Consider the following 24,811-nt stretch of genomic DNA (forward strand, 5'->3'; position numbering starts at 1 on the left):
CTCCTACGTCAATTTTAGTAAATACCTAAACTCTTACGTTTCTCATCTGCGCTGATATTCAGGACGAAACCTACGCAGATCGAAAGCATCAGCAAACTCGAACCACCTTGACTCAAGAATGGGAATGTGATCCCTGTCAATGGGATGATCCCAGTGATCCCGCCAAGGTTGACAAATACTTGGATCAGAAACATCGAACCGATTCCGATACATAGCAAAGAATTAAATGGATCTTTTGAGCGGATACCCACTAAGATGATACGCGCAATCATGAACATCAATAAAGCTAAGATCAAAATACCCATGATCACTCCTAATTCTTCTACTACGATGGCATAGATAAAGTCGGTTTGCGCTTCTTGTAGAAATCCTTTTTTCTGGATACTATTCCCTAATCCGCGACCGAATAGACCACCGTTGAACATCGCATAATAACCATTCACCATTTGGTGTCCGTTATTCAATTCATCAGTAAAAGGGTTTTGAAAAATCTCAAAACGATGATAAATATATTGTAGGCGACCAGGGAAAAGTTTCCCTTGGGTCACGTTGATCAACCAAATTGTTACTATACTAAAAATGATTCCTCCGACACCGACGATCAAGGTGTAAAAATAATTGACGCCGCTAGCTAATAGTAACACGATGATGATCAAAAAAATAACCGTTGCATTCCCAAAATCGGGTAGACTTGCCACTAACACTGTCAAGGCAAGTACTAACAATAAAGGTCGTTTGACCGTTGCAATGAAGTTTTTTTGCACACTCATTTGTCTCTGTGACAAAGTAAAGGAAAGATACCAGATGGCAATGATCTTTAGGTATTCGGCGGGCTGGATAGAAAATCCGGCAATTTCAAGCCAACCTTTTGCACCATTACGTTCTTCCCCAAAAAATAAGACGATCAATAATAAAATCGTCAAGACTGCGATAGCCGCCATGATCAATCGCTGATTTTTCAATACACCGATTTTCATTTTGTATAGGAGTGCAATAACGATCAAGCTAAGCACCCAAAAAATACTTTGATTGATGACTGATGACGCTGGATTGCTCCCATTTGCTAATAGCAAGTAGGAGGTGGAGCTATAAACCATGATCAACCCGATGATACATAAAATCAAATATGGAATCAAAATACTGTAATCCAACAGATGCCTTTTTTTCACTTTATTCGGCAAGCTTATTCCCCCTTGCCACTTTCTTTTTTATCATAATTTTCTCGGTAAACTTCATTGTATAAGTGATTCAATTGACGTTCTAACTCACTGAGCATCAGTTGCCCTTCTTTTTTTTCAATGATCCCTACACGTATCGCAAAACTCACTTGTTGAGAAAATCCATACATTTGTGTATCGACTACCTCTTCAAAGGCTTTACACTGCGAGATACAAAGACTGTTTGTTTGATTTTGGATCAAACGCTTGATGCGATCTGCCTCATCAATCAACACATTGAGTGCCGTCTCTTTTGAAAGAGAATCCATTTGCCTTTCCCTCCATTTCTAAGTTCATTCATTATAGCATATTTTACGCGATAACTGGGCAAGAACCTAGATTTATCTAGGCTTTTTTTAGGTTTTTTAACTGTCACTTGGCGGAGCGCTTTCTTGGAAATTTTTGATTGCCAGCAAGAACATTTCACCGTACTTATCAAGCTTGCTTTGCCCTACCCCTTTGATTTGGAGAAGTGCCAATCGGTCATTTGGTCGATGCTGACTCATTTCTTTGAGTGTCGCATCTGAAAAAACAACATACGGCGGAACACCTGCATCAACAGCTAAATCAGTCCGTAACTGGCGTAATACTTCAAATAGGCCATCTGTTTCGTCATGCGACAATTGTTGCACTTTTTGGGGTTCCTTTTTGTGGACAGTTACTTTTCCCATAAGCACTTGCACCCCAAGATCGCTGACTTTCAAAATTGGGTATTCACCACTAGCCGCAAGTAAGTAGCCACTTGAAATCAGATAGTCGATCAACTGTAATATATTTTTTTGTGACAGATTCCTTAGTAGACCATACGTAGACAATCGATCAAACTGTAACTGTTTGATTTTCTGATCTTTTGATCCGGCAAGGACTTTCATCAGTAATTGTTTTCCGTAGTTCTCACCCATTCGTTTCAAACACGACAAAACCATTTGCGTTTCTGTGGTCACATCGATCAGTTCACGATCATCAAGACAGTTGCCACAACGCTGACAAGGCTCACTTGCTTCCCCAAAGTAAGAAAGAATATATTGTTGCAGACAGGATTCGATATGGACGTATTCAGTCATTGCTCGGATCTTGTCGTATTCCTTATGTTTTTGTGCCTCCTCACGTTGCGATTGTTGAACAAAAAACTTTTGGACTTGCACATCTTGTGGCGCAAATAGCAAAATGGCTTCACTAGGTAAGCCATCTCTTCCGGCACGACCAGCTTCCTGATAATATGCTTCTAATGAACCTGGTATTTGGTAGTGAATGACAAAACGAATATTACTTTTATTGATCCCCATTCCAAAAGCGTTTGTTGCTACTAATAGCTGGATACGATCATAGAGGAAAGCTTCTTGCATTTCCGTCCTTTCACTTTCTGAAATACCGCCATGATATCTGCCAACGGAAAAACCAAATTTTGCCAACAACTGATATAGTCGATCTACTTCTTTTCTAGTCGCGGCATAAATGATGCCTGATTGATTTTGATTCACTTTTAAATACTCGACCAAATATTGCTCTTTTTTTTGATCTTTGATAACCTGCAACCTCAGATTTTCTCGTGCAAATCCAGTTTGAATATGGTTCTTTTCAGGGATTTTTAAAAGTCTTTTGATATCTGTTGCTACAGGGACAGTAGCAGTTGCTGTCAAGGCTACGATGGGCGGACGCTGAGGAATACCTTCTAAACATTTCGCCATCTGCAAATAACTGGGTCTGAAATCATGCCCCCATTGCGAGATACAGTGGGCTTCATCAATGGCAATCAAGCGAACGGACCAACGATTCATCGCTTGGATAAAATCAGGCATGATAAAACGTTCTGGTGCAACATATAACAATTGATACTTTTCTTCATCTAATGAACGAAAACGTTGTGCCACTTCATATCCTTCTAATGAACTATTAATAAACGTAGCAGCGATCCCCAGTTGATTCGCAGCATCCACTTGATCTTTCATCAAAGAGATCAAGGGAGAAACGACGATCGTCACCCCTTCCAATGCTAGCGCAGGTAGCTGATAACATATTGATTTTCCGCTTCCAGTCGGCATGATACCCAAGACATCTTCTTGAGCCATGATTTTTTCAATGATTTCTTTTTGGCCTGGGCGGAAAAGCTCATATCCAAAATATTTTTTTAATAACTGCTCCACATGCGCCCTCCTCGATTTCTGTTTGTTTTTACAATTTCAAGTTTCACTTCTTTCATCTAACTATTAATTACGCATTTTCTCAAATGATTCATCAGACATGTACTATCTATTCTACTTCTGTCTGCTCATAAGAGCAAGCCTAACTCTGTGAAACAAAACACCATTTGTGAAACCAAAAACAGAGTGCTTTGAGTTTTTTAAAAGTTCTTTAAAAAATTCATCTTGCCGTTCTTGCTTTCATTTTTTGTTTCTTTAAGTTCTCCACAGCTAATGATTGACTTCCTATTACGAGAATTTTGTTTTTTGCTCATAGGATTTATTTTTATATTTCTTGTCCGTGACTCCTTTAGTGATCATAAAAAAACAGTTGAAAGAATGCCAAAGTAATTATCACTTCGCTCTTTCAACTGCTTCGTTGTCATTTTAACTATCCGTTACTGTTTATCAAACGATTTCTTAGACATTTTTCGTTTCCAAAAAACAAATCCTACTATTAGTAAGAAACATGCACCAATATATGGCAGTACTCGATTGATGGTTTGATTGGTTTGTGGCAATTTACTCTCATCACCTTCGGCTGCGGAACCCTCACCTAATCCAGTCTCTGCTGAAATTCCATCTGCATCTGGATCGTTGGATGTACCAGTACCATCTTCTGCACTAGCGTCCTCTTCTCCTGGCGCTGTTTCTTGTCCAGGTTCAACGATTTCATATGAAGATTCTGTACGAGTAGATAAACTCCCATAACTCCGATCCACTTTGACATCGAGAGAAACAAAACGACTGCCAATAGTTTCTGTATCGATTTCAGATGTTCCATCTAAAGAAACAGTATAGACGTTTTTAGGTATTACACGCCCATTGACTTTCACTTCTTTTACTAACGATTTCAGGTCAACTCTTTCAGTGCCTTGTGCAAAAGAAGGCTGAGCAGGTTCAACTGTTAACTCACCTGTAGGCTCAAAACCATAATCTGTTACCTTATAATACGCGTAATTACTGCCATAGGTGTAGTTTCGTTCGCTCTCTTCTGCCATCAATAAATTGTTACTAGTATCTACGTGATAAACCTTCACGATATCACCTGGGGTCACCGCTAGTGATTTACCAGTATTAAAACGTGAAATGGCTTGCTCGATTGTTTGTGTGCCACGAACCTCGTATTGATATTTGCTTTGCTTACGTTCGTTGAGAATTTCGATTCCATAATATACTTCGGTGTCATCGTATTCATTCACTCTATTCTTCAACACTGTTTGATCGGTTCCTTGGACAGATTGGATTTCGATTTGTTTGCTGTTTTTAAGTAGTCCAAACGATCCAACCGTTTCACCTTTACGATTTTTTAAATGGATCGTGCTGCCCCATTTCACTTCATATGGCACTTCAATGTCAGTCGAAGAAACTCCATCTGCAGTTGATACTTTTACCGTTACTGTTTTTTCTCCTGTCGTATGGGTATCAAACGCTCCCGTTTGTTCTACTTTATATAGTTCTGAGTTCAAACTCTGTCCGTTGAATGCAACATTGTCAATCAACGTTGTCACGTCTACCTCACTGGTATCCTCACCTAATACGAGTTCCTGACTAGCAACATCTGCGTAAATCAACGTAATCGGCTCAAACTCGCCATTATTGACTTCATAATAAGCGTAATTTAACCCAGCTGTATAGTTTTTGACGATGTCATCCCACATCAGTAAGTTCTGGTTATCTGTTTCTGCATGGTAGACACGGAAAATGTCTCCTTCTTCCACAGGTAATGATTGCCCATTATTGAACCCTTCGATTGCTTGACGAACCGTTTGATTACCTGCCACTTCATAAGTATATTTGATGTTATCGGGAAATAAACTATTGGCTTTATTTTTAGGATCTGCTAGGATATCGATTCGATAATAGGCATTACGACCATAAGCAGGATTGACTGGCGCATTAAGTTCTGTTTCATCTTCGCCTTTTGTGGCATAGATAGCCAACTGGTCATTTTGATCAAGCAGACTAAAAGAACCGACGATCCCTCTTTTCCCTTCTTTTTCTTCACCTTTTAGAATAAATGTACTTCCCCATTTGACTTGATAAGGCAGTTCAAGTTGTACACTAGATAAACCATCGTTCATTTTCACACGCATAGCGACGTTTTTATTCCCAATCGTTTTCGTATCGATTTCTGAACGTCTCTCAATTGTGTATTCCTCTGGATCAACTGTTTTGCCGTTGATCGTCACACGATCAATTAATTCAGCATCAGCTACAGTAGTTACATCTTGTGCGAGATAAAAGGCTTTATTAGCTGTATGGACTTCCATGACTGGCATTGCTTCAAAACCATATGTCGTTACTTTGTAATACGCATAATCTGAACCATACGTGAAGTCCTCTTCTAGTTCATCGACCATCAGTACCGAGCTACCAGGAGATTTTTGGGGGTGATAAATTTTGATCACATCATCTAACTGGACAGTGACAGCTGGAGTGCCATTAGTTCCAAAACTATTGATGACTTCTTGTAGCGTGACACGACCTGGGACTTCTTGACTATATTGGACTTTTTCACCACGTAAGACTTCAATTGAATAATAGAGGTCTTGATCGTTTCCTAAGCGCTCGTCTAATGGCGAGTCAAACCCTTGATGGATTTTCAACTGTCTGGTCGTATTAGTAGTTTGCAGTGAGAAAACACCTGCTGAACCACCAGTGCTAGATTTCATCACGATCGTTCTACCCCATTTCACTTTATAAGGCACTGTGATAACCTTTGATACTACCCCATCTTTTGTGTCAAATTGGATAGCAAGTTCTTTTTGACCGACTGTAGTTGTATCGAAGTTTCCTAATTGTTTGACTGTATATAGATCCGGTGTTAACTCGGTCCCATTGATCGTTACCTGATTGATCAGTTGCGTTCCATCAATCCCCGAGGCATCATCACCTAAACTAAATTCTTGTGGTTTAGTATCCGTAGAAATCGCCAGGATCGGTTCTAGCCCATGCTCTGTGACTTCGTAATAGGCATCATTTGAGCCCATTGTAAAGTCTTTGGCTATTTCATCTTGCATCAATAGACTATTACCTGTTGGTTCTGCATGATACACTTTGATGACGTCGCCTTGTTTGACGGTTAATGGTTTTCCTTGATTGAACCCTTCGATTCCTTCTTTAATCGATTGATTGCCTAGTACGTTATATTGGTATTTGGTAGTAATATTTTCGATCACTTCAATACCATAGTAGATGTCTCGGCCAAAATGATTATTGACCGGTTGACTCAAGTCTGTCCCATTTACTCCTTGACTAGCATGCAATGCCCATTGATCGTTTTCTTTTAGTAGACTAAATGCGCCAACCGTCGCATCATTCAAGCCTTTTAGCACAAATGTGCTGCCCCATTTGACTTGGTAATCGACTTCGAATTCCTCTGCTGAAAGTCCATCATTCATCGTGACTTTCAATTTCATTTTTCTTGTTCCAATACTACTTGTATCAAAATCGATCAATGATTCCACTTCGTATGAACTACTATCAACTAATCGACCATTAATCGTTACATTCTTTATTAATGAAGCTGGATCAATCGTTTTAGTGTTCTCGCCTAAAACAAAACTCTTTTGTGAAGCTTCTGCTTCTAGCAAGGGGAATGGATCAAATCCATAAGGAGTAATCTTGTAGTAGGCGTACGTCGTATCATATGTATAATCCTGTTCCTGTTCGTCGATCATCAAGACTGAACTATTCGGCGTTCGTTCTGGATGATATATCTTAATGACATCACCATAATGGACATCGATCGTTCCAGTAGAATCTCCAAATTTATCCATGATTTGCTGCCAAGTTGCGCGATTTGTCACTTCTTGGCTATAAATGACTGTTTCGCCTCGTAAAACTTCAAACGAATAATATAGCGAAAATGGAGTACTCTGCGGACCAACTGCCGAATTTATTGAGGTTGGTATCCCCATCCCAAATACAACTTTTGCCGTCTCATTTCCTGAATTATCTGTTCTTAAAGTAAATGATCCAGCTGATTCACCATTGATTGATTTCATCAAAATCGAGTGGTCCCAAAGAACATTGAGTGTTACCTCACCAGTTCCCTTAATCATCACACCGCTATTTGGGTGCTTGGTTTGAACTGTCAATTTGAGTGTTTGAAGACCCCCTATCCGATAATCTGCCTCCGCACTTTCTTGTGGAATAAATTCAAGATCTCTTAATTCGACTGGTTCACCATGCATAGTGACCGAATCAATATAATCTCTAAAGTTTGTTGCAAATGTTGGATAATTATAACCGAGTTTTCGATCTTCAATTGATTTGAGGTTAACCTTTAAGCCCTCATGTGGCGTCACATCCATCTGAATCGAAGAAGTTGCCTCACGTCCATCAGAAGTTGTTACTTTTGCTCGCCATGTTTGTTCGCCTGGTGAATCAGTATTCACATCATCGAACCATTTTAGCGTATAGGTACCATACAGATTTGTTACTTCAAAGTATTCAGTCACATCTGGCAATTTATCATATTGATAAATGTCAAATGGTCCTGGTTTTCCCTTGATTTCTACAGCTAGAGGTTCTACAGTGATTGGAACTACTACTTCTATTTCTCTACCCGACTCGTCTTTTACTAAAATCTTCGTATCTTGCTTTCCTACTTTCGTTGTATCAGGGGCTATTTTCCAACTATACTCAACTTTTCCACGTGTATTTTTCACATCTAGATAAGTTTCTGGATTAGGGATCGGTTGAGCATTTTGCATGAGTTTATGTGTACCTTCTTTGGCAGTTGCTACAATTTTACCGATTTCCTCTTCAGCAGTCGGTAACCGTACTTCAAATGTAGCTTTCGTGAGAAATGGTTTCATATCGTTTATATGACCTGTAGGATTCGATAAATAAGCCACTCTTGGAAAGGCGAATACTTCATTCCCACTGACAGAACCGTATTTTAGCCGAGTAAATTTCGCATTTAAATAGGGTTCGTTTTTTGAATCCATTGCAGCGTACAGGCGCATCCGCCAAATTCCACTGTTGGAATCAACTTGCGTCCAATAGACACTATTACGCCCTCCATTTATTGGCCACATAACCAATCCTTTATCATTCGGAAAAATACACGTAGAAAAGTTTAAAACTTCAAAGCTGTCGTCTTTCTCATGTTGCAAGTTAGAAATATTTATAGATTTTTTTGACAAATCTGATTGCACTCGAGCTGCCTGCTCTTCACCAATTTTCAGTAAAGTTGCATCAGTAGTCGGTTTAAAGTAATTACCGTTGTTTCCTTGAACACTATCAAAATTATCGCTTGGATTATTATTCCTGGCACTAGTCCTTTTATTTTTCTCAATTGGTTGTTCATTACTTTCATCTTTGATAGCTATTTTTTTGTTGTTTATTTTGTCTTCTTCTTTGTTTGGTTCTATTGAAAATTGTTTTTTTTCAACCAATGATGTCTTCTCAGTCTTTGACTCTATGCTCGAAATTGCTTGTACAACAGCATCATTCATACTTCCTAACACCAAGCCGATAATCATCAGGCTATTCAGAATTTTTGTCTTTTTCATTTTTCTAAGATTTACCTCCATTTATTCTACAAGTATATTCGGAGAAGTCTTAGAAAATATTCAATTGAGTAAGCAATCATTCTCATCTTGAGTCTTCTATACTCCTCCTTTTTTCTAATGATCATTCAAAAGCAAAGCTTCATTTTATTATAACGTCATTTATTTTTTCTTTTTTACATTTTATTCATCCTCCATCATTAGTATTATTCTATTAGAACTTTCCCACTTTAACTCTAAACCTAAATACACTTTTTGATAACGCCATTTTTTTCATGTTAATTGGTATAAATTGAAAGAATAGTGTTATTTAATCTTATCCATCAGGAAATCGTATAATTTTATGATTTATTTTGACTATACTAAAAAAACATCGGATAGAGAAAAGCGGTTCACCAACAGCTTTTAACTAGTATTTAATTGAATAACTATGTTTGATTTAATGATCGATCCTATATAACAAAAAAACCGAATCCCAGAGCTTTCTCTAGGATTCGGTCAAAATTATTATTTTTTCTTTTTAGATGCTTTTTCACGTGCATTTTTTTCTAAAATTTGTTTTCTTAGACGGATGTTTTCTGGTGTTACTTCACAGTACTCATCGTCATTCAAGAATTCTAGTGATTCTTCAAGTGTTAATTGTTTTGGTTTTTTGATGACTGATGTTTGGTCTTTGTTCGCAGAACGAACGTTGGTCATTTGTTTTGCTTTTGTGATATTGACTGTCAAGTCATTCTCACGGCTGTTTTCACCGATGATCATACCTTCGTAGACTTCTGTCCCTGGTTCAACAAATACAGTACCACGTTCTTCGATACTCATGATTGAATACGTTGTTGCTTTACCTGTATCGATGGATACTAACGCACCTTGGTGACGTCCGCCGATTTGGCCAGGAAGCATTGGCAAGTATTGATCAAATGTATGGTTCATGATTCCGTAACCACGAGTCATTGACAAGAACTCTGTTGAGTAACCGATCAATCCACGAGCAGGTGTCAAGAATGTCAAACGAATTTGACCATTTCCTGTATGGACCATATCTTGCATTTCACCTTTACGTTGGCTCAATGATTCGATGACACTACCCATGTATTCTTCTGGTGTATCGATTTGAACACGTTCAAATGGTTCACATTTTACGCCATCGATCTCTCTTTCGATAACTTCTGGACGTGATACTTGTAATTCATAACCTTCACGACGCATGTTCTCGATCAAGATCGATAAGTGAAGTTCACCACGACCTGAAACTGTCCAAGCATCTGGTGAATTTGTTGGTTCAACACGAAGTGAAACGTCTGTTTGTAATTCTGCCATCAAACGTTCTTCGATTTTACGTGATGTCACGTATTTTCCTTCGCGTCCAGCAAATGGAGAGTTGTTGACTAAGAAAGTCATTTGTAATGTTGGTTCATCGATATGCAAGATCGGTAATGCTTCTTGATGATCGACTGGTGTAACTGTTTCCCCAACGAAGATATCTTCCATTCCTGAGACAGCGATCAAGTCACCAGCTTTAGCTTCTTGGATCTCTAAACGTTGTAAGCCAAAGAAACCAAATAATTTTGTCACACGGAATTTCTTCACTGTGCCATCAAGTTTGATCAGTGATACTTGGTCACCAACTTTGATTTTTCCTCTGAAGACACGGCCGATACCGATACGTCCAACATAATCATTGTAATCAAGTAATGATACTTGGAACTGTAAAGGTTCATCGCTGTTGTCAACTGGTGCAGGAATAGCTTCGACAATTGTATCAAAGATCGGTGCCATTGTTGGTTCTTGGTCCGCTGGATCATCGGATAAGCTTGATGTTCCGTTCAAAGCAGAGGCGTAAATCACTGGGAAATCCAGTTGATCATCGTCTGCGCCTAATTCGATAAATAATTCTAAGACTTCATCTACCACATACTCAGGACGAGCGGATGGTTTGTCGATCTTGTTTACAACTACGATCGGTGTAATATGTTGCTCTAAAGCCTTTTTCAATACGAAACGTGTTTGCGGCATGGTGCCTTCATAAGCATCTACAACTAAGACAACGCCGTCTACCATTTTCATGATACGTTCTACTTCACCACCGAAGTCCGCGTGTCCAGGTGTATCCATGATATTGACGCGAATCCCTTTATAATCAACAGCTGTATTTTTCGCTAAGATTGTGATTCCACGTTCTTGTTCAAGTGCGTTTGAGTCCATCGCACGTTCTTGTAATTGAGTGTGGGCGTCTAATGTGTCAGATTGTTTTAATAGTTCATCAACTAATGTTGTTTTTCCGTGGTCGACGTGGGCGATGATCGCTACGTTACGGATGTCATTTCTTTTATTCAATTTAAGTAACTCCTTTTTTATCGATTCTTTATCACAGGGCAATTTTACTCGACTGTTTATTATACCAAACTTTTTTCATGAAATATAGTGAAATGTTTTCATTTTTTCGAGAAAATTAATAATTCGCCCTTTTTCTAATCAAAATAGCACAAAAAATCCGAAGTTATGTAAAAAAACAGTCATTACAAAAACTTTTTCATTAGCATCTTCTATAAATGACTGTTCCGATACTATAATCATTCAAAAAAAATAAGTGAAGGACTACATTGCTCAAAAAAGCAATTTTATCGTCCCTCACTTATTTTATATGAACTTTTTGTTGGATGTATCTCAAAGCTAGAAAAATAATCAATCCAATTGAAGCATGTCAAGTATAGTCGCATAGGCTGTTGGAGTTGCAGCTAAATAATATTCTCTGCCACTGAAACTCAATGGTGCACCGGAAAACCCACTATATCGCATACCGAACTCTTTCAACAAGACATTGCCAGCCGCGTAATCCCAGGGACTTAGATTAGATATATAGCCAATGTGGTTTCCTTTTAACATCGCAATCAATTCTAAGCCAGCACAGCCACACATTCGAACGCCAATACTTTGTTCACCAATCGCATGGATATTGAATCGATCATGACCGAAGAGATAGCTATTGATTGCTACTAATCCTTTATCTAATGGAAGGTCTTGCGGTTGGGGTAATTTCACATCATTTTTGTAAACACCGATCGTTTTACCGCCCCAGTATAATTCATCTCGCATGACATCATAGATAAACCCTAGCTGTCCCACTCCATCTTCGTAATAAGCAAGCATGATACAAAAATTTTCTCCTTGTACCACGAAGTTTAACGTACCATCAATTGGGTCAATGATAAAAACTTGACCACTCAAATCCGATAAGTTGTTGTATCCTTCTTCTTCTGCCAAAATTTTTGCTTGAGGATAGGCAGAATGGATTTTATTGATCAGAAATGCTTGAATTTCTCGATCCATGTTTGTCACTAGATCTTTACGATTCGTTTTTTCTGCGACTGTTAGTTGCTCATTTTGTGCATGGAGAATCTTTTCTTTTGCTGCTACCAACCAGGCAATTATTTCCTCAATCATTTTCTCCATCGTCTCACCCATTCATTTTTAGCATTTTGTTGGTGTTCTTCTTTGCCTCTTGAACAGCACGGTATAGCGAATAGCCAGAAACTTTTTCAAATTCTCGTCCTAATCGTTTTTCTTCTCCAATTGATTTAATCACTGTTTTGAATTGTTGATAGGTTGTTAGAAATTCCTGGTTATTGATTCCTTGTTCATTCGCTTTTTCGAGGGCTTCCCACATGTTCATCACGATGACCATTTCTTCAGTGGTCCAGTCCAAGTCTAATGGGTATTGATACTCATTCATAGATATTATCTCCTATTCTATTCATCCCTTTCAGTTTATCATAGAAAGAAGACTTCTTCCAAGTGGTTTTGCTCTATTTTAGTTTACATAATAATTTTATAATCACTATTTAGAGTATAAAAAAACACAACTCTCTCTTCTCAGAGAGAATTGCATTTAGTTGAATGATTAAATATGGATCGGTAAGCCTAAAGCTAATTCAGCTGCGTCCATTGTGATCTCACCTAGAGATGGATGTGGATGGATCGTCAACGCGATATCTTCAGCGTTCATACCTGATTCGATTGCCAAAGCAAGTTCAGAAACCATATCACTTGCTCCAACTCCACCGATTTGCGCACCGATGATGACATTGTCTTCATTCGTTGTCACTAAGCGGATAAAACCTTCTGTTTTACCTAATGATAAAGCACGACCGTTCCCAGAGAATGGGAATTTATAAGCTGTCGCTTCTAGTCCAGCTTCTTTTGCTTCTTTGATCGTCATCCCTACTGATGCTAATTCAGGATCAGTAAAGGCAACAGCTGGCATTGCTTTGTAGTCAACTGCTACTTTTTTGCCAGAGATTGCTTCTGCGGCGATTTTTGCTTCATAACTTGCTTTATGTGCTAAAGCAGCGCCTGGAACGATGTCGCCGATTGCAAAGATGTTAGGTACGTTTGTACGCCCTTGATTATCAACTGAGATCAAGCCACGTTCACCGATTTCAACACCAGCTTGTTCTAAGCCCATGTCTTCAGTATTCGGACGACGTCCAACAGTGACCATCACGTAGTCAGCTGTTACTGATTCTTCTTTTCCGTCTACTGCATATTTTACAGTTACGCTATCACCATTGTCGATTGATTCTTTAGCCATTGCATTTGTAATAACTGTTACGCCTTTTTTCTTGAAGTCATCTTCCACTAATTTCACCAAGTCTTTTTCATACGTAGGTAAAATTTGTGGTGAACCTTCAAGGATCGTTACTTCAGAACCTAAGTTTGCGTAAGCTGCTCCAAGTTCAGCACCGATTACTCCGCCGCCGATGATGACGAATTTCTTAGGAACTTCTGTTAGGCTTAGTCCACCTGTAGAATCTAAGACACGACCACCAAATTTGAATCCAGGGATTTCGATTGGACGAGAACCTGTCGCAACGATAGCATGGTTGAATGAATACGTTTGAGCAGAATCCGGATGGATCACACGTAATGTATGATCATCTACGAAGAATGCTTCGCCTTCGATCGTTTCAACTTTGTGTTTTTTTAACAAGTAGCCGACTCCTGAAGTCAATGTTTTCACTACTTTGTTGTCTTTCCACTCTTGTGTTTTTGTAAAATCTAGTGAGACATTTTCACTTGTTACACCAAACATCGATGAATCAAGTGATTCTTGATAATGATGACCTGCTGCGATCAACGCTTTAGAAGGAATACAACCAACGTTCAAACAAACGCCGCCGATATATTCTCTTTCAATGATCGCTACTTTTTGGCCCATTTCAGCAGCGCGGATGGCAGCGACATAGCCGCCAGGTCCCGCACCGATTACAACTGTATCTAATTCAACAGCAAAATCTCCAACTACCATTTGTTTCTCATCCTTCCATCATTAATAGCTCTGGATCAGCTAATAAACGTTTGATGTTATTCATTGCTTGTTGTGCTGTCGCACCATCGACGATTCGGTGATCGAAACTCAATGATAATTTCATCACTCGGCCAACAACGATTTCACCTTCAGCATTGACGATTGGTTGTTGTGCAATTGTTCCTACACCCAGGATTGCTACTTCAGGGTAGTTGATTACTGGTGTGAACCAGCCGCCACCAACTGAACCAATGTTACTGATCGTGATCGTTCCATTACGCATATCATCTGCCGCTAGTTTGCCATCATGTGCAAGTTTTGCTTTCTCGTTGATTTCGTCTGCGATTGCAAACATTCCTTTACGGTCAGCATCTTTCACGTTTGGCACATACAAACCATGGTCTGTATCTGTTGCGATACCGATATTGTAATAGTTTTTATAAACGATTTCTTGTTTTGCATCATCGATTGACGCATTCAAGATCGGGAATTTTTTCACTGTGGCAGTCAACGCTTTGACAACGTAAGGCAAGAACGTTAATTTCGTACCGTTAGCAGCTGCCACTTCTTTGAATTTTTTACGGTTATCCCAAAGATTTGTTACTTCAACTTCATCATGTAAAGTGACATGAGGTGCTGTTTGTTTGCTGTTGACCATTGCTTTGGCAATTGCTTTACGTGTTGGTGTCAATGCCACACGTTCTTCTAGATCGCCTAAGTTTGATTTGAATGCTTTTGCTGGAGCAGCTTTTGTTTCAGCAGGTTTTTCAGAAGATGCTTCTGTTGGTGCAGCTGATTCAGCAGGTTTGCTTGCAGCTGCCGGAGCACCTCCACCAGATAAGAAGTTTTCGATATCTTCTTTTGTCACACGTCCGCCTTTTCCAGTTGCAGAAACTTGGCTGATATCCACGTCTTTTTCGCGAGCGAATTGACGAACAGATGGCATTGCTAATACGCGTTTATCTGGGTTTGCAGCTTCAGGGATACTTGAAGAACCTGAAGTTTCCACTTTTGCAGCAGAAGTTGCTGCCGCTGGTTTACTTGCAGGTCCACTATTGTGTCCTGGCGCGTCGATCTCAACCAATACGTCACCAACATTTGCGACTGTACCTTCAGAAACAACGATTGTTTTAACAGTCCCTGTTACTGGAGATGGAATTTCTTCCACTGATTTGTCATTTTGCACTTCTAATAATGTATCGTCTTCATTGATCGTGTCACCGGCTTTAACAAACCATTTAACGATTTCACCTTCTGCGATACCTTCACCGATATCAGGTAATTTGAATTGGAATACGCCACCCTCAGAAGCTTCTGCTGATGCAGATGAACTTTCAGATGTTGGTTCAGCAGCAGGTGCTTCAGGTGTTTGCTCAGTAGCTGCCACGCCTTCGCTTCCGCTGTCTTCATTTCCTTCATGTCCTGGTGCATCGATCTCAACCAATACGTCACCAACATTTGCAACTGTACCTTCTGGAACAACGATGCTTTTCACTGTTCCTGTCACTGGAGATGGAATTTCTTCCACTGATTTGTCATTTTGTACTTCTAGTAATGTATCGTCTTCATTGATCGTATCGCCTGGTTGAACGAACCATTTAACGATTTCACCTTCTGCGATACCTTCACCGATATCAGGTAATTTAAATTGGTAAGCCATGGGTTTTTAACGTCCTTTCTTTCCTTAAAATTCTGCGATTTCTTTTACTTTTGCTTCGATATCAGAAGCATTTGGCAACCAGATATTTTCTGCTTGACCGAATGGGAAAACAGTATCTGGTGCAGAAACGCGTCCGATTGGTGCTTCTAATGAAAGAATTGCACGTTCAGAGATTTCAGAGATTACTTGAGTGCTTACGCCCGCTTGACGTTGTGCTTCTTGAACAACAACGACACGTCCGGTTTTTTCAACAGATTTGATGATTGTTTCAACATCTAATGGAGCAACGGTTCGTAAGTCAACGATCTCAACAGAGATACCTTCTTTTTCAAGATTATCTGCTGCCTTGATGGCTTCACGTACCATTGCACCGTAAGTGATGATCGATACATCTGTTCCTTCACGAGTCACTGCGGCTTTGTCTAAAGGCACTTCGTACGCTTCATCTGGAACTTCCTCACGGAATGAACGATAAAGTTTCATATGCTCCAAGAAAACAACAGGATCATTACTTCTAATAGAAGCAATCAATAGTCCTTTTGCATCATATGGGTTTGACGGAATTACTACACGGATACCAGGAGATTGAGCAATCAGTCCTTCTAAGTTATCTGAGTGTAATTCAGGTGTATGAACACCACCACCAAATGGTGAACGGATCGTTACTGGAATATTTCTTGTTCCACCCATACGGTATCTCGTACGAGCCATCTGTGCTACAACTTCATCCATTGCTTCAAAAATAAAGCCAAAGAATTGGATTTCAGGGACAGGACGGAATCCTTCAAGTGCTAAACCGAAACCTAATCCGGCAATACCTGATTCTGCTAAAGGAGTGTCAAATACGCGGTCTTCACCGAACTTTTCTTGCAATCCTTCAGTTGCACGGAATACGCCTCCGTTTTTGCCGACATCTTCACCAAAAACGAGTACGTTTTCGTCGTTTTCAAGTTCAAGTGCTAAGGCATCTGTGATTGCTTGAATCATTGTTTTTTGTGCCATGGTTATTTCGACTCCTTCGCTTCATAGATTGCAATTTGTTCTTTGATTGTTTGTGGTGTTTCTTCAAACATATTTTTCAAGAAATCTGAAACTTTTTGTTTTGGAACTTTATCTGCTTCAGCAATTGCTGCTTTGATTTCTTCTTTTGTTTGTTCGATGATTGCTTCTTCTTTTTCTTCGCTCCATAAACCTTTTTCAGTTAGGTATTTACGGAAACGGATCAATGGATCTTTTAATTGCCATTCATCGTCAACATCTTTTTCACGGTAACGTGTTGGGTCATCACCAGATAATGTATGTGGACCGTAACGGTAAGTCAATGTTTCGATCAATACAGGTCCATTACCAGAAACTGCCCAGTCACGTGCCATTTTTGAAACAGTATAAACGGCTAATGGGTCCATACCATCCACTTGGATACCAGGGATACCAGCTGCTACTGCTTTTTGCGCTAATGTTTTTGCTGCTGTTTGTTTTTCACGAGGTGTTGAAATCGCAAATCCATTGTTTTGGATGTAGAATACAGCATTCGCATGGTAAGCTCCAGCAAAGTTGATTGCTTCATAGAAGTCACCTTGAGAAGAACCGCCATCACCTGTATAAGTGAAAACAACATTTTTCTTGTTACGCTTTTTAAGTCCTAATGCAACACCTGCAGCTTGGACGTATTGTGCACCAATAATGATTTGTGGTGGTAGAGCTTTCAATTCTTCTGGGTAGAAGTTTCCAGCTGCATGTCCACGAGACCATAGAAATGCTTGAGATAAAGGTAAGCCGTGTTTGATCAATTGTGGAACATCACGGTAACCTGGTAATAGTACATCTTCTTTGTCAAAAGCGAATGCACTAGCTAATTGACTTGCTTCTTGTCCAGCAGTTGGAGCAAAAAATCCTAAACGTCCTTGACGGTTCAATGCTGTTGAGCGTTGATCCAATACACGAGACCAAACCATGCTAGTCATCAATTCTACTAACTCTTCATCTGTCAAATCTGGAACAAGATCAGGGTTTACTACTTTCCCATCTTGATCAAGTGCTTGGTATACCGGAAAATCTGAATTGACTTCTTCAAGCAACGCTTGGAAGTCGATAGGTGTTTTCTTGTTTGCCATTTATCACACATTCCTCTCTCATCTATAAGAAACTCTCTTCATTCCGCGGTTGAAACAGCGACGATATCTGTATCACTATTTCTCCGGCTTCACTAATAAATTATCACGTATTCCTCCGAAATACAAGCTTTAAGCACAAATTTTCACTATTAAAAAAAATTATAACAATCCCTATCTCTGTTAAAATAGTGAAGGTAATCACAAGGTAGTAAGCGGTTTACATTTTTCCTAAAAAAACATAGAGGTGTTTCTCCGCTTTTATAACAATCGTTTCTTTTCTGTATTCAAGTTGTTACAACCTTTTACCAGTCACTGTATTAATTTTTTTCTCAATAGTGAGTGATTACACAAATCACTTACCTTAATTTTATCCTTAACCTAGGCTTTTTTACAAACAATAAGCCTGTACAACTACATATTTCTTTGGATTAACAGGCAATACGTCAACTTTTCTAGAAATTTATTCACAAAATAAAAAAGAAAAGAAAAAATAACAAAAGTTACTCTTTCTTTCCTTACTATTGCTTCTCTTCCAACCATGTACGTAATTTGTCCATGTGTGAAACGAACAGTGGCAGGTCATCAGGGCTCATACGGCTATAGTTGATTCTTAAACCGATAGCTTCACCAAACAGATAGCCTGGAGCCACACCTAAGCCCTCACGCAATAATCTTTCTGCTAATACCTTCGTGAACCTTTCACCCTCCCAAGTCAACCATCCGTAGTATCCGCCTGCAAGAGGAGCTAAATGAAAGAAGTCTTGCGAATCGACCCAACCTTGTAGGAGCTGACTATTCTTTTCTAGTCGTTGACAAAGACTTGCCATGTTTCGGTCAAATGAAGAATCAAAAACAGCAGTTGCGGCCATTTGTGTAAAGATACTCAAAGAGACATCCATCATTTTTTGTGCCTCAGACAATCGTTGGATCAGAATAGTTGGGCCCACGATCCAACCAATTTTAGTCGTTTCCCCTAACAGACGCGATAATGAGCCGACATACAAGACATTTTCCGGATCAATCGCATGGATCGGAGCGATCGAAGCTTGTTTCTCCGGAGAAAAAGCTAAATCTGCAAACACATCATCTTCTATGATCGGCAATTGGTATTTGCGACACAGCGCGACTAAACGTTGGCGACGTTCAGTAGCCATTACAGTACCTGTCGGATTTTGAAAATTTGGATTGACTAAGACCGCTTTGATCTTGTGCTTATGAATGGCTTCTTCCAGTTCTACTAGATCAATCCCTTGATCATCCATTGGAATACCGAATAAGCGGGTACCGAGTGCTTTAAACAATGGTAAGCGGTAGAAAAAAGTCGGGGATTCCACCGCGATTGCATCTCCTACCGACAAAATGGTTTGTAAAATCAGAAAAATCGCTTGTTGTCCCCCACCAGTGATTAGCAATTGACTTTTTTTAAACGAAAATCCGTTATTTCTGATCAAGCGTTCTCTGATCTGCGTCATCAGTGGTTGATACCCAAACAAGGAAACGGCTTGTTCTTCTTTTAAGATACCTTCTAATGTATAATTAGGCATCTTCATATTAGGTAATACATCAAGCGGCATTTCACTTGAATATAAATCTAAAAAATCGGATTTCCGACTTGCTTCTTTGACTTTTTCTCCGTAACTATCAACGATTTTATCGTATCTTGCAGAGATCAATTGACGCCAATCAATACGTGGCTCTGAAAAATCACCCCAAGCCACCGAAGAAATAAACCGACCACTCCCCTGACGACTTTCCAATATCCCTAGTCCGCGCAATTCATCTAACGCATGCACAACAGTCGTACGATTCACACCAAAAAAATCAGCAAACATTCTTTCAGAAGGTAATTTATCTCCTGGTTGCAATTGCCCATTTTCGATTTTCTTCAAAATTTGGTCCATGATCTGTTGGTAAGCAGAACCTTTATGTTTAGTTATTCTCGTCCACATATGCATTCTCCAAATATTTACTTTCTACTATTATAGCTTAGTTTCAAAAAGAAAGAAAATGTATAAAAAAGATTGGTAAGATTTCTCTTACCAATCTATTACTTCGAATTAAATCGTATCTCCATTGAAAATCGAGTTTTTAACGATGACATAATCGACTTTATGAATTGATTCTAAATCGCGACCACCGGCATAAGAAATCGAAGATTGTAAATCTTGTTGCATTTCAACTAACGTATCTTTTAAAGATCCTTTGTGTTGGATCCAAATTTTCTTACCTTCAACATTTTTCTTTTCGCCTTTTTGGAATTCAGAAGCTGATCCAAAATATTCTTTGTAAACGACACCGTTCTCAACCTTTGTTTCTCCTGGTGATTCTTCGTGTCCTGCAAACAATGAACCGATCATCACCATCGTCGCACCAAAACGCACTGATTTCGCCACATCTCCAGGCGTGCGGATACCACCGTCAGCAATGATCGGTTTGCGGGCAGCTTTCGCACACCATCTTAGTGCTGCTAACTGCCAACCACCAGTACCAAAACCAGTTTTGATTTTTGTGATACATACTTTCCCTGGGCCAATGCCGACTTTTGTTGCATCTGCTCCAGCGTTTTCTAATTCTCGAACAGCTTCTGGTGTTCCGACGTTCCCTGCAATGACAAACGTATCTGGTAAATGCTTTTTGATATGCTGGATCATCGCAATGACAGCATTTGAATGTCCATGGGCAATATCAATTGTAATATAATCAGGCACAAGAGATTTTTCTGCCAATTCTTCTACAAAAGTATACTCGTCCTTTTTCACGCCTACACTAATAGAAGAAATTAAATTTCTTGCTTTCATTTTTTCGATAAAGGGGATTCGTGCTTCTTCTTCAAAACGATGCATGATATAGAAATAACCATTTTCAGCTAAAAATTCCGCAATCGTTTCATCAATGATCGTTTGCATATTTGCTGGCACAACCGGCATTTTAAATGTATGTGAACCTAAAGTCACAGTTGTATCACATTCCGAACGGCTGTTTACGATACATTTATTAGGAATCAGTTGAATATCTTCGTAATCAAATACTTTCATCATATCGTCCTCTCGATTTCATATCCGCAAAAAACACGAACATTATCTGCTTTTTATATGCTTATTTTTAGCACCTCAAGTAATTTAACGTAATTTAATAAAAAAATCAAGCTTTTTTTTATAAAAAAGTTGTATTTTACCTTTAATTAAGTTTTCGTGTAAAAAAAGCGAACATTTTTAAATGTTCGCTTTTTTTGATTCTACTTTGCTTTTTTGTTTGTAAAATCACAATGATCCTTAACGGCTTTTTTCATGGTTACTTGTTGTTGGGCGATTTCGTTGGAAATCTCTCGCCATGTTTTTCGCATGATTCGCACGGTCGACGAAAGAGCCTTTTGTTTTTAATTGAGCTATTTGTTGGAGCTTTCTATTCATCTGTACATGCTTATCTACATCGACTGTTCTCAGTACTCCTGCACCTAGATCACGTGCATAATCGATTGCTACCAGTACTTCAGGGGTATAGTATTTTTTACTTATTGTTTTCAAATCAGCTAGAGCCTGACCACGTTGGTAATTCAAGTTTTTCATCGTATGACTCCCATTGACGTACTGCTCTTTACCATTGATTTGTGCTCTAGTCTCAAAAAGTTCTCCCTCTTTTTTATTTAAAAGAATCAAACTTTCTGCGTATTTCAACATACTTGAATGTAGTGATTCGATTGATTGGATTACAGGTCCTGCAACAAAATTAATGGAATGGTGCAGCTCCAAATCTATTTTAAAATCTCTTCGAAAATCTGGATTTGCTAAATCTTTACGATACTGTAACACTTGTTCCTTTAAGTTTCTCAAATCATTTTTCCATTTATTTGATTCTTTGTGTAGTGCATTAAATTCTGCGGACAAACGGTCTTTACGTGTTTGTAACGTTTTTTTGCTTAGGTTTAAATCAATTGATCGCGGAATTTTTGCTTCACCACGAGAGAAAGTTACATTCTGACCAATGAAAGAAGTGATTTTTGAAATCAATTGTTGAAACACGTGGGGATAAAAGCGTTCATTACGTGTTTCAAGCATGATTCTTGCCGAATTTTCCTGATAGCCCATTCTTTCGAAAGCCTTGCTTGGTTGATGAAGGCCCGCATGTAATTTTAATCGGATAGATTGGATATGTTTCTCCATTTTTTCCATCCGCATAGCGTTGGCTACCCACATTTCGATCTTATTTTCATAAGAATTGATTGGGTCGATGAGTTTTTTTGCTTGTGTTTCATTTTCAGGAAATTTATTCAATAAGTTATTTTGTTCTTTGATGATCTCATTATATAGTTTTTGTTGTGTTTTATGTAATGTAGTAAAATCGGCGTATAAGTATTTTCTCTCATCTTGTAATAGTTTCCTTAACTGTTTATTCATTGATTCTCCTCTTTTCTTCGATGCTGTTCATCGTTTTTCTATTTTTGTAAAAACCGACTCTCATTCTCATAAAAAGCAGAGAGTCGGCTAACGATATCTTTTATTTTATGGCAAAATATTGCCAGCAGCACGATACAATGCATACCAATCTTCTTTGGTCATATCGATCATCGATGCTTTCGCGATCTCTCCAATCCTTGCCAGATTCATCGTTCCAGCGATCACCTGCATATTTGCAGGATGGCGTAAGATCCACGCCGACGCTAACCCAGTTGGTGTCGTCTGATATTTTTCTGCCAGTTCGTTTAACGACTGATTCAATTCTGGGAATTTTTCATTTCCAATGAATACACCTTCAAAGAAGCCATATTGATAAGGCGACCACGCTTGGATCGTCATCTCATGTAAACGAGAATAATCTAGGATACTGCCATCATGGTCAATACTTGCTTGATCTGTCATGTTCACATGGATTCCCTGATCGATCATTTCGGAATGTTTAAGACCAAATTGTAATTGGTTCGCCAGTAATGGCTGGTTCACATATTTTTTCAATAATTCGATCTGCATTGGTTTTTGATTGCTCACACCAAAGAAACGAACCTTGCCAGATCGCTCCAACTCATCAAACGCTTCCGCCACTTCTTCGGGTTCAACGAGTGTGTCTGGACGATGAAGTAACAAGGCATCAACGTATTCTATATCTAATCGACGCAAGCTATCTTCAACCGATTGAATGATGTGTTTTTTTGAGAAATCAAACATCTTTCCTGGTACGATCCCGCATTTCGTTTGGATAAATAATTCATCACGTTTTAGCGAAGTTTTTGCTAACGCTTGAGCAAAAATTGTTTCACAGTCCCCACCACCGTAAATATCCGCATGGTCAAAAAAGTTGATGCCATTTTCAAAAGCTGTTTCAATCACTTTTTCAGGTTGCTCAGAACCATTCAAACGCATACAACCTAAAATGACGGAGGATACGAGCTGGTCGGAAGTCCCTAAACGAATCTTTTTCATCAAATCTCATCCTTTCTTACCAACTCGATTTTACCATAACCACAATGAAAAGGCTTCAAAAAAAATAAAACTATTTTTCCGTTTCAGCAAAAAATAGTTTTATTTCTTTATGTGACTTTTACTTTTGTATCAAGGCTTTTGAGCCGATATCCGTCCGATAGAATGTATGCTCAGTATTCTTGACTTTTAAAACAGAGTATATTTTTTCTTGCGCTTCTTCGATTGTCTGTCCACTCGCTTCCACCAAATAGATCCGTCCCCCTGCACCTACTAATTCTTTCGCTTGTTTCTCTACTCCGGCATAATAGACGGCCACAGCTGGATCAGCTGAGAAATCTGGAAGCAAGGCACCTTTTTGGTATTTTCCTGGATAGCCTTCTGCCGCAACGACTACACCTAAGCAACATCCTTCTGTCTCCCATGTTAACTCGACTGCCTTTCCTGATAATAGGCGGTCAATGATTTCTGCTAGATCACTTTTAAGTCGTGGTAACACAACTTGCGTTTCAGGATCACCAAACCGAGCATTGAATTCGATTACTTTTGGCCCTTCTGCGGTGGCAATCAGCCCTGCATATAAAATACCAGTAAATGAACGACCTATCTCTTTCATTCCTCGCACTGCTGGTTTCAATACTTCTTCGACAGCCTGATCAACCATGGTCTGAGGGATTTGTGGTACAGGTGTATAAGCACCCATTCCGCCAGTATTGGGACCTTTATCCTCATTATACGCTCGCTTATGGTCTTGCGAGATCACCATGGGATAAACTTCTGTATCTCGGACAAAAGCAAGTAAAGAAAACTCTTCACCAGACAAGAACTCTTCCACAACGATTTGCTGCCCACTAGCACCAAAACGCTCATTTTCTAGCATATCTGAAGCGGCTTCGACAGCGACTTCGAGGGTTTCCGCCACAACGACCCCTTTGCCAGCAGCTAATCCGTCTGCTTTGATAACGATCGGTGCGCCTTTTGCTTCAATGTATTCTCTCGCTTCAGCAAAACGGGTAAACGTTTGTGACTCTGCAGTAGGAATACCTTGACGTGCCATCAACTCTTTGGCAAAGCTCTTTGAACCTTCAATTAAGGCTGCAGCTTTTGTAGGGCCAAAAATCGCTAATCCTTCCGCTTGAAAATCATCAACGATCCCATTGAGTAGAGGAATCTCTGGACCAACAAATGTCCAGGAGATCCCTTCAGATCGAGCAAATTCGATCAATCCTTCATGATCCGTTTCAACAAGATCCACCAAGCGAACCCCATCTTTTTGCATTCCTACATTTCCAGGTGCGCAATACACTACTTCGACTAATGGACTAGCTACAAGTTTTTTACTGATCGCATGTTCTCGCCCTCCCGAGCCAATCACTAAACACTTCATTTTATCCGCTCC

Annotated in this window: 16 protein-coding genes; all 16 read right to left on the reverse strand. The window is 39.3% G+C overall.

Annotated features, from left to right (window positions below; all coding sequences use genetic code 11):
• Positions 1-14: 14 nt before the first annotated feature.
• On the reverse strand, positions 15-1,181 hold the full coding sequence (locus tag P3R27_RS08450; RefSeq protein WP_034689327.1) for an FtsW/RodA/SpoVE family cell cycle protein: 1,167 nt from the start codon (positions 1,179-1,181) through the stop codon (positions 15-17).
• Positions 1,182-1,183: 2 nt separating this feature from the next.
• Positions 1,184-1,486, reverse strand: coding sequence for an Fpa/YlaN family protein (locus P3R27_RS08455; protein WP_010735661.1), 303 nt, complete (start codon positions 1,484-1,486; stop codon positions 1,184-1,186).
• Positions 1,487-1,582: 96 nt separating this feature from the next.
• The gene (gene recQ / locus P3R27_RS08460) at positions 1,583-3,361 is read right to left on the reverse strand and encodes a DNA helicase RecQ (protein WP_034689328.1); all 1,779 of its coding nucleotides are present in this window, start codon (positions 3,359-3,361) and stop codon (positions 1,583-1,585) included.
• Positions 3,362-3,795: 434 nt separating this feature from the next.
• The gene (locus P3R27_RS08465; RefSeq protein ID WP_301356921.1) at positions 3,796-8,922 is read right to left on the reverse strand and encodes an LPXTG cell wall anchor domain-containing protein; all 5,127 of its coding nucleotides are present in this window, start codon (positions 8,920-8,922) and stop codon (positions 3,796-3,798) included.
• A gap of 504 nt (positions 8,923-9,426) precedes the next feature.
• Positions 9,427-11,256 (reverse strand): translational GTPase TypA, encoded by a 1,830-nt coding sequence (typA, locus tag P3R27_RS08470; protein WP_010735665.1) that lies wholly within the window; start codon positions 11,254-11,256, stop codon positions 9,427-9,429.
• Between the two features lie 348 nt (positions 11,257-11,604).
• On the reverse strand, positions 11,605-12,372 hold the full coding sequence (locus P3R27_RS08475) for an inositol monophosphatase family protein (RefSeq protein WP_034689346.1): 768 nt from the start codon (positions 12,370-12,372) through the stop codon (positions 11,605-11,607).
• Positions 12,373-12,376: 4 nt separating this feature from the next.
• Positions 12,377-12,652 (reverse strand): UPF0223 family protein, encoded by a 276-nt coding sequence (locus tag P3R27_RS08480; RefSeq protein WP_034689331.1) that lies wholly within the window; start codon positions 12,650-12,652, stop codon positions 12,377-12,379.
• Positions 12,653-12,820: 168 nt separating this feature from the next.
• Positions 12,821-14,227, reverse strand: coding sequence for a dihydrolipoyl dehydrogenase (gene lpdA, locus P3R27_RS08485; protein WP_034689332.1), 1,407 nt, complete (start codon positions 14,225-14,227; stop codon positions 12,821-12,823).
• 7 nt (positions 14,228-14,234) lie between these two features.
• On the reverse strand, positions 14,235-15,887 hold the full coding sequence (locus P3R27_RS08490; RefSeq protein ID WP_034689334.1) for a dihydrolipoyllysine-residue acetyltransferase: 1,653 nt from the start codon (positions 15,885-15,887) through the stop codon (positions 14,235-14,237).
• 24 nt (positions 15,888-15,911) lie between these two features.
• Positions 15,912-16,889, reverse strand: a complete 978-nt coding sequence (locus tag P3R27_RS08495; RefSeq protein ID WP_010735670.1) for an alpha-ketoacid dehydrogenase subunit beta — start codon at positions 16,887-16,889, stop codon at positions 15,912-15,914.
• A 2-nt stretch (positions 16,890-16,891) separates the two neighbouring features.
• Entirely contained in the window at positions 16,892-18,001 is a 1,110-nt protein-coding gene (gene pdhA / locus P3R27_RS08500; protein ID WP_034689336.1) for a pyruvate dehydrogenase (acetyl-transferring) E1 component subunit alpha, read from the reverse strand.
• A 518-nt stretch (positions 18,002-18,519) separates the two neighbouring features.
• Positions 18,520-19,950, reverse strand: a complete 1,431-nt coding sequence (locus P3R27_RS08505) for an aminotransferase-like domain-containing protein (protein WP_126134044.1) — start codon at positions 19,948-19,950, stop codon at positions 18,520-18,522.
• Between the two features lie 108 nt (positions 19,951-20,058).
• Positions 20,059-21,036 (reverse strand): GMP reductase, encoded by a 978-nt coding sequence (guaC, locus tag P3R27_RS08510; RefSeq protein WP_301356946.1) that lies wholly within the window; start codon positions 21,034-21,036, stop codon positions 20,059-20,061.
• Between the two features lie 237 nt (positions 21,037-21,273).
• Positions 21,274-22,395, reverse strand: a complete 1,122-nt coding sequence (locus tag P3R27_RS08515) for a hypothetical protein (protein WP_034690164.1) — start codon at positions 22,393-22,395, stop codon at positions 21,274-21,276.
• 105 nt (positions 22,396-22,500) lie between these two features.
• The gene (locus tag P3R27_RS08520; protein WP_034690166.1) at positions 22,501-23,415 is read right to left on the reverse strand and encodes an aldo/keto reductase; all 915 of its coding nucleotides are present in this window, start codon (positions 23,413-23,415) and stop codon (positions 22,501-22,503) included.
• Positions 23,416-23,533: 118 nt separating this feature from the next.
• Complete coding sequence (purD, locus tag P3R27_RS08525) at positions 23,534-24,799, reverse strand: phosphoribosylamine--glycine ligase (RefSeq protein ID WP_126134043.1); 1,266 nt, start codon at positions 24,797-24,799, stop codon at positions 23,534-23,536.
• Positions 24,800-24,811 lie beyond the last annotated feature (12 nt).

The sequence above is a fragment of the Enterococcus spodopteracolus genome, assembly GCF_030441955.1.
Classification (GTDB): Bacteria; Bacillota; Bacilli; order Lactobacillales; family Enterococcaceae; genus Enterococcus_B; species Enterococcus_B spodopteracolus.

Excerpts from the sequence above, each read along its gene's own strand:
- lpdA (WP_034689332.1), bottom strand. The coding sequence starts at position 14,227 with ATGGTAGTTGGAGATTTTGCTGTTGAATTAGATACAGTTGTAATCGGT.
- P3R27_RS08455 (WP_010735661.1), bottom strand. The coding sequence starts at position 1,486 with ATGGATTCTCTTTCAAAAGAGACGGCACTCAATGTGTTGATTGATGAG.
- P3R27_RS08480 (WP_034689331.1), bottom strand. The coding sequence starts at position 12,652 with ATGAATGAGTATCAATACCCATTAGACTTGGACTGGACCACTGAAGAA.
- pdhA (WP_034689336.1), bottom strand. The coding sequence starts at position 18,001 with ATGGCAAACAAGAAAACACCTATCGACTTCCAAGCGTTGCTTGAAGAA.
- purD (WP_126134043.1), bottom strand. The coding sequence starts at position 24,799 with ATGAAGTGTTTAGTGATTGGCTCGGGAGGGCGAGAACATGCGATCAGT.
- P3R27_RS08475 (WP_034689346.1), bottom strand. The coding sequence starts at position 12,372 with ATGGAGAAAATGATTGAGGAAATAATTGCCTGGTTGGTAGCAGCAAAA.
- guaC (WP_301356946.1), bottom strand. The coding sequence starts at position 21,036 with ATGAAAGTATTTGATTACGAAGATATTCAACTGATTCCTAATAAATGT.
- P3R27_RS08490 (WP_034689334.1), bottom strand. The coding sequence starts at position 15,887 with ATGGCTTACCAATTTAAATTACCTGATATCGGTGAAGGTATCGCAGAA.
- P3R27_RS08495 (WP_010735670.1), bottom strand. The coding sequence starts at position 16,889 with ATGGCACAAAAAACAATGATTCAAGCAATCACAGATGCCTTAGCACTT.
- P3R27_RS08505 (WP_126134044.1), bottom strand. The coding sequence starts at position 19,950 with ATGTGGACGAGAATAACTAAACATAAAGGTTCTGCTTACCAACAGATC.
- P3R27_RS08465 (WP_301356921.1), bottom strand. The coding sequence starts at position 8,922 with ATGAAAAAGACAAAAATTCTGAATAGCCTGATGATTATCGGCTTGGTG.
- P3R27_RS08520 (WP_034690166.1), bottom strand. The coding sequence starts at position 23,415 with ATGAAAAAGATTCGTTTAGGGACTTCCGACCAGCTCGTATCCTCCGTC.
- P3R27_RS08515 (WP_034690164.1), bottom strand. The coding sequence starts at position 22,395 with ATGAATAAACAGTTAAGGAAACTATTACAAGATGAGAGAAAATACTTA.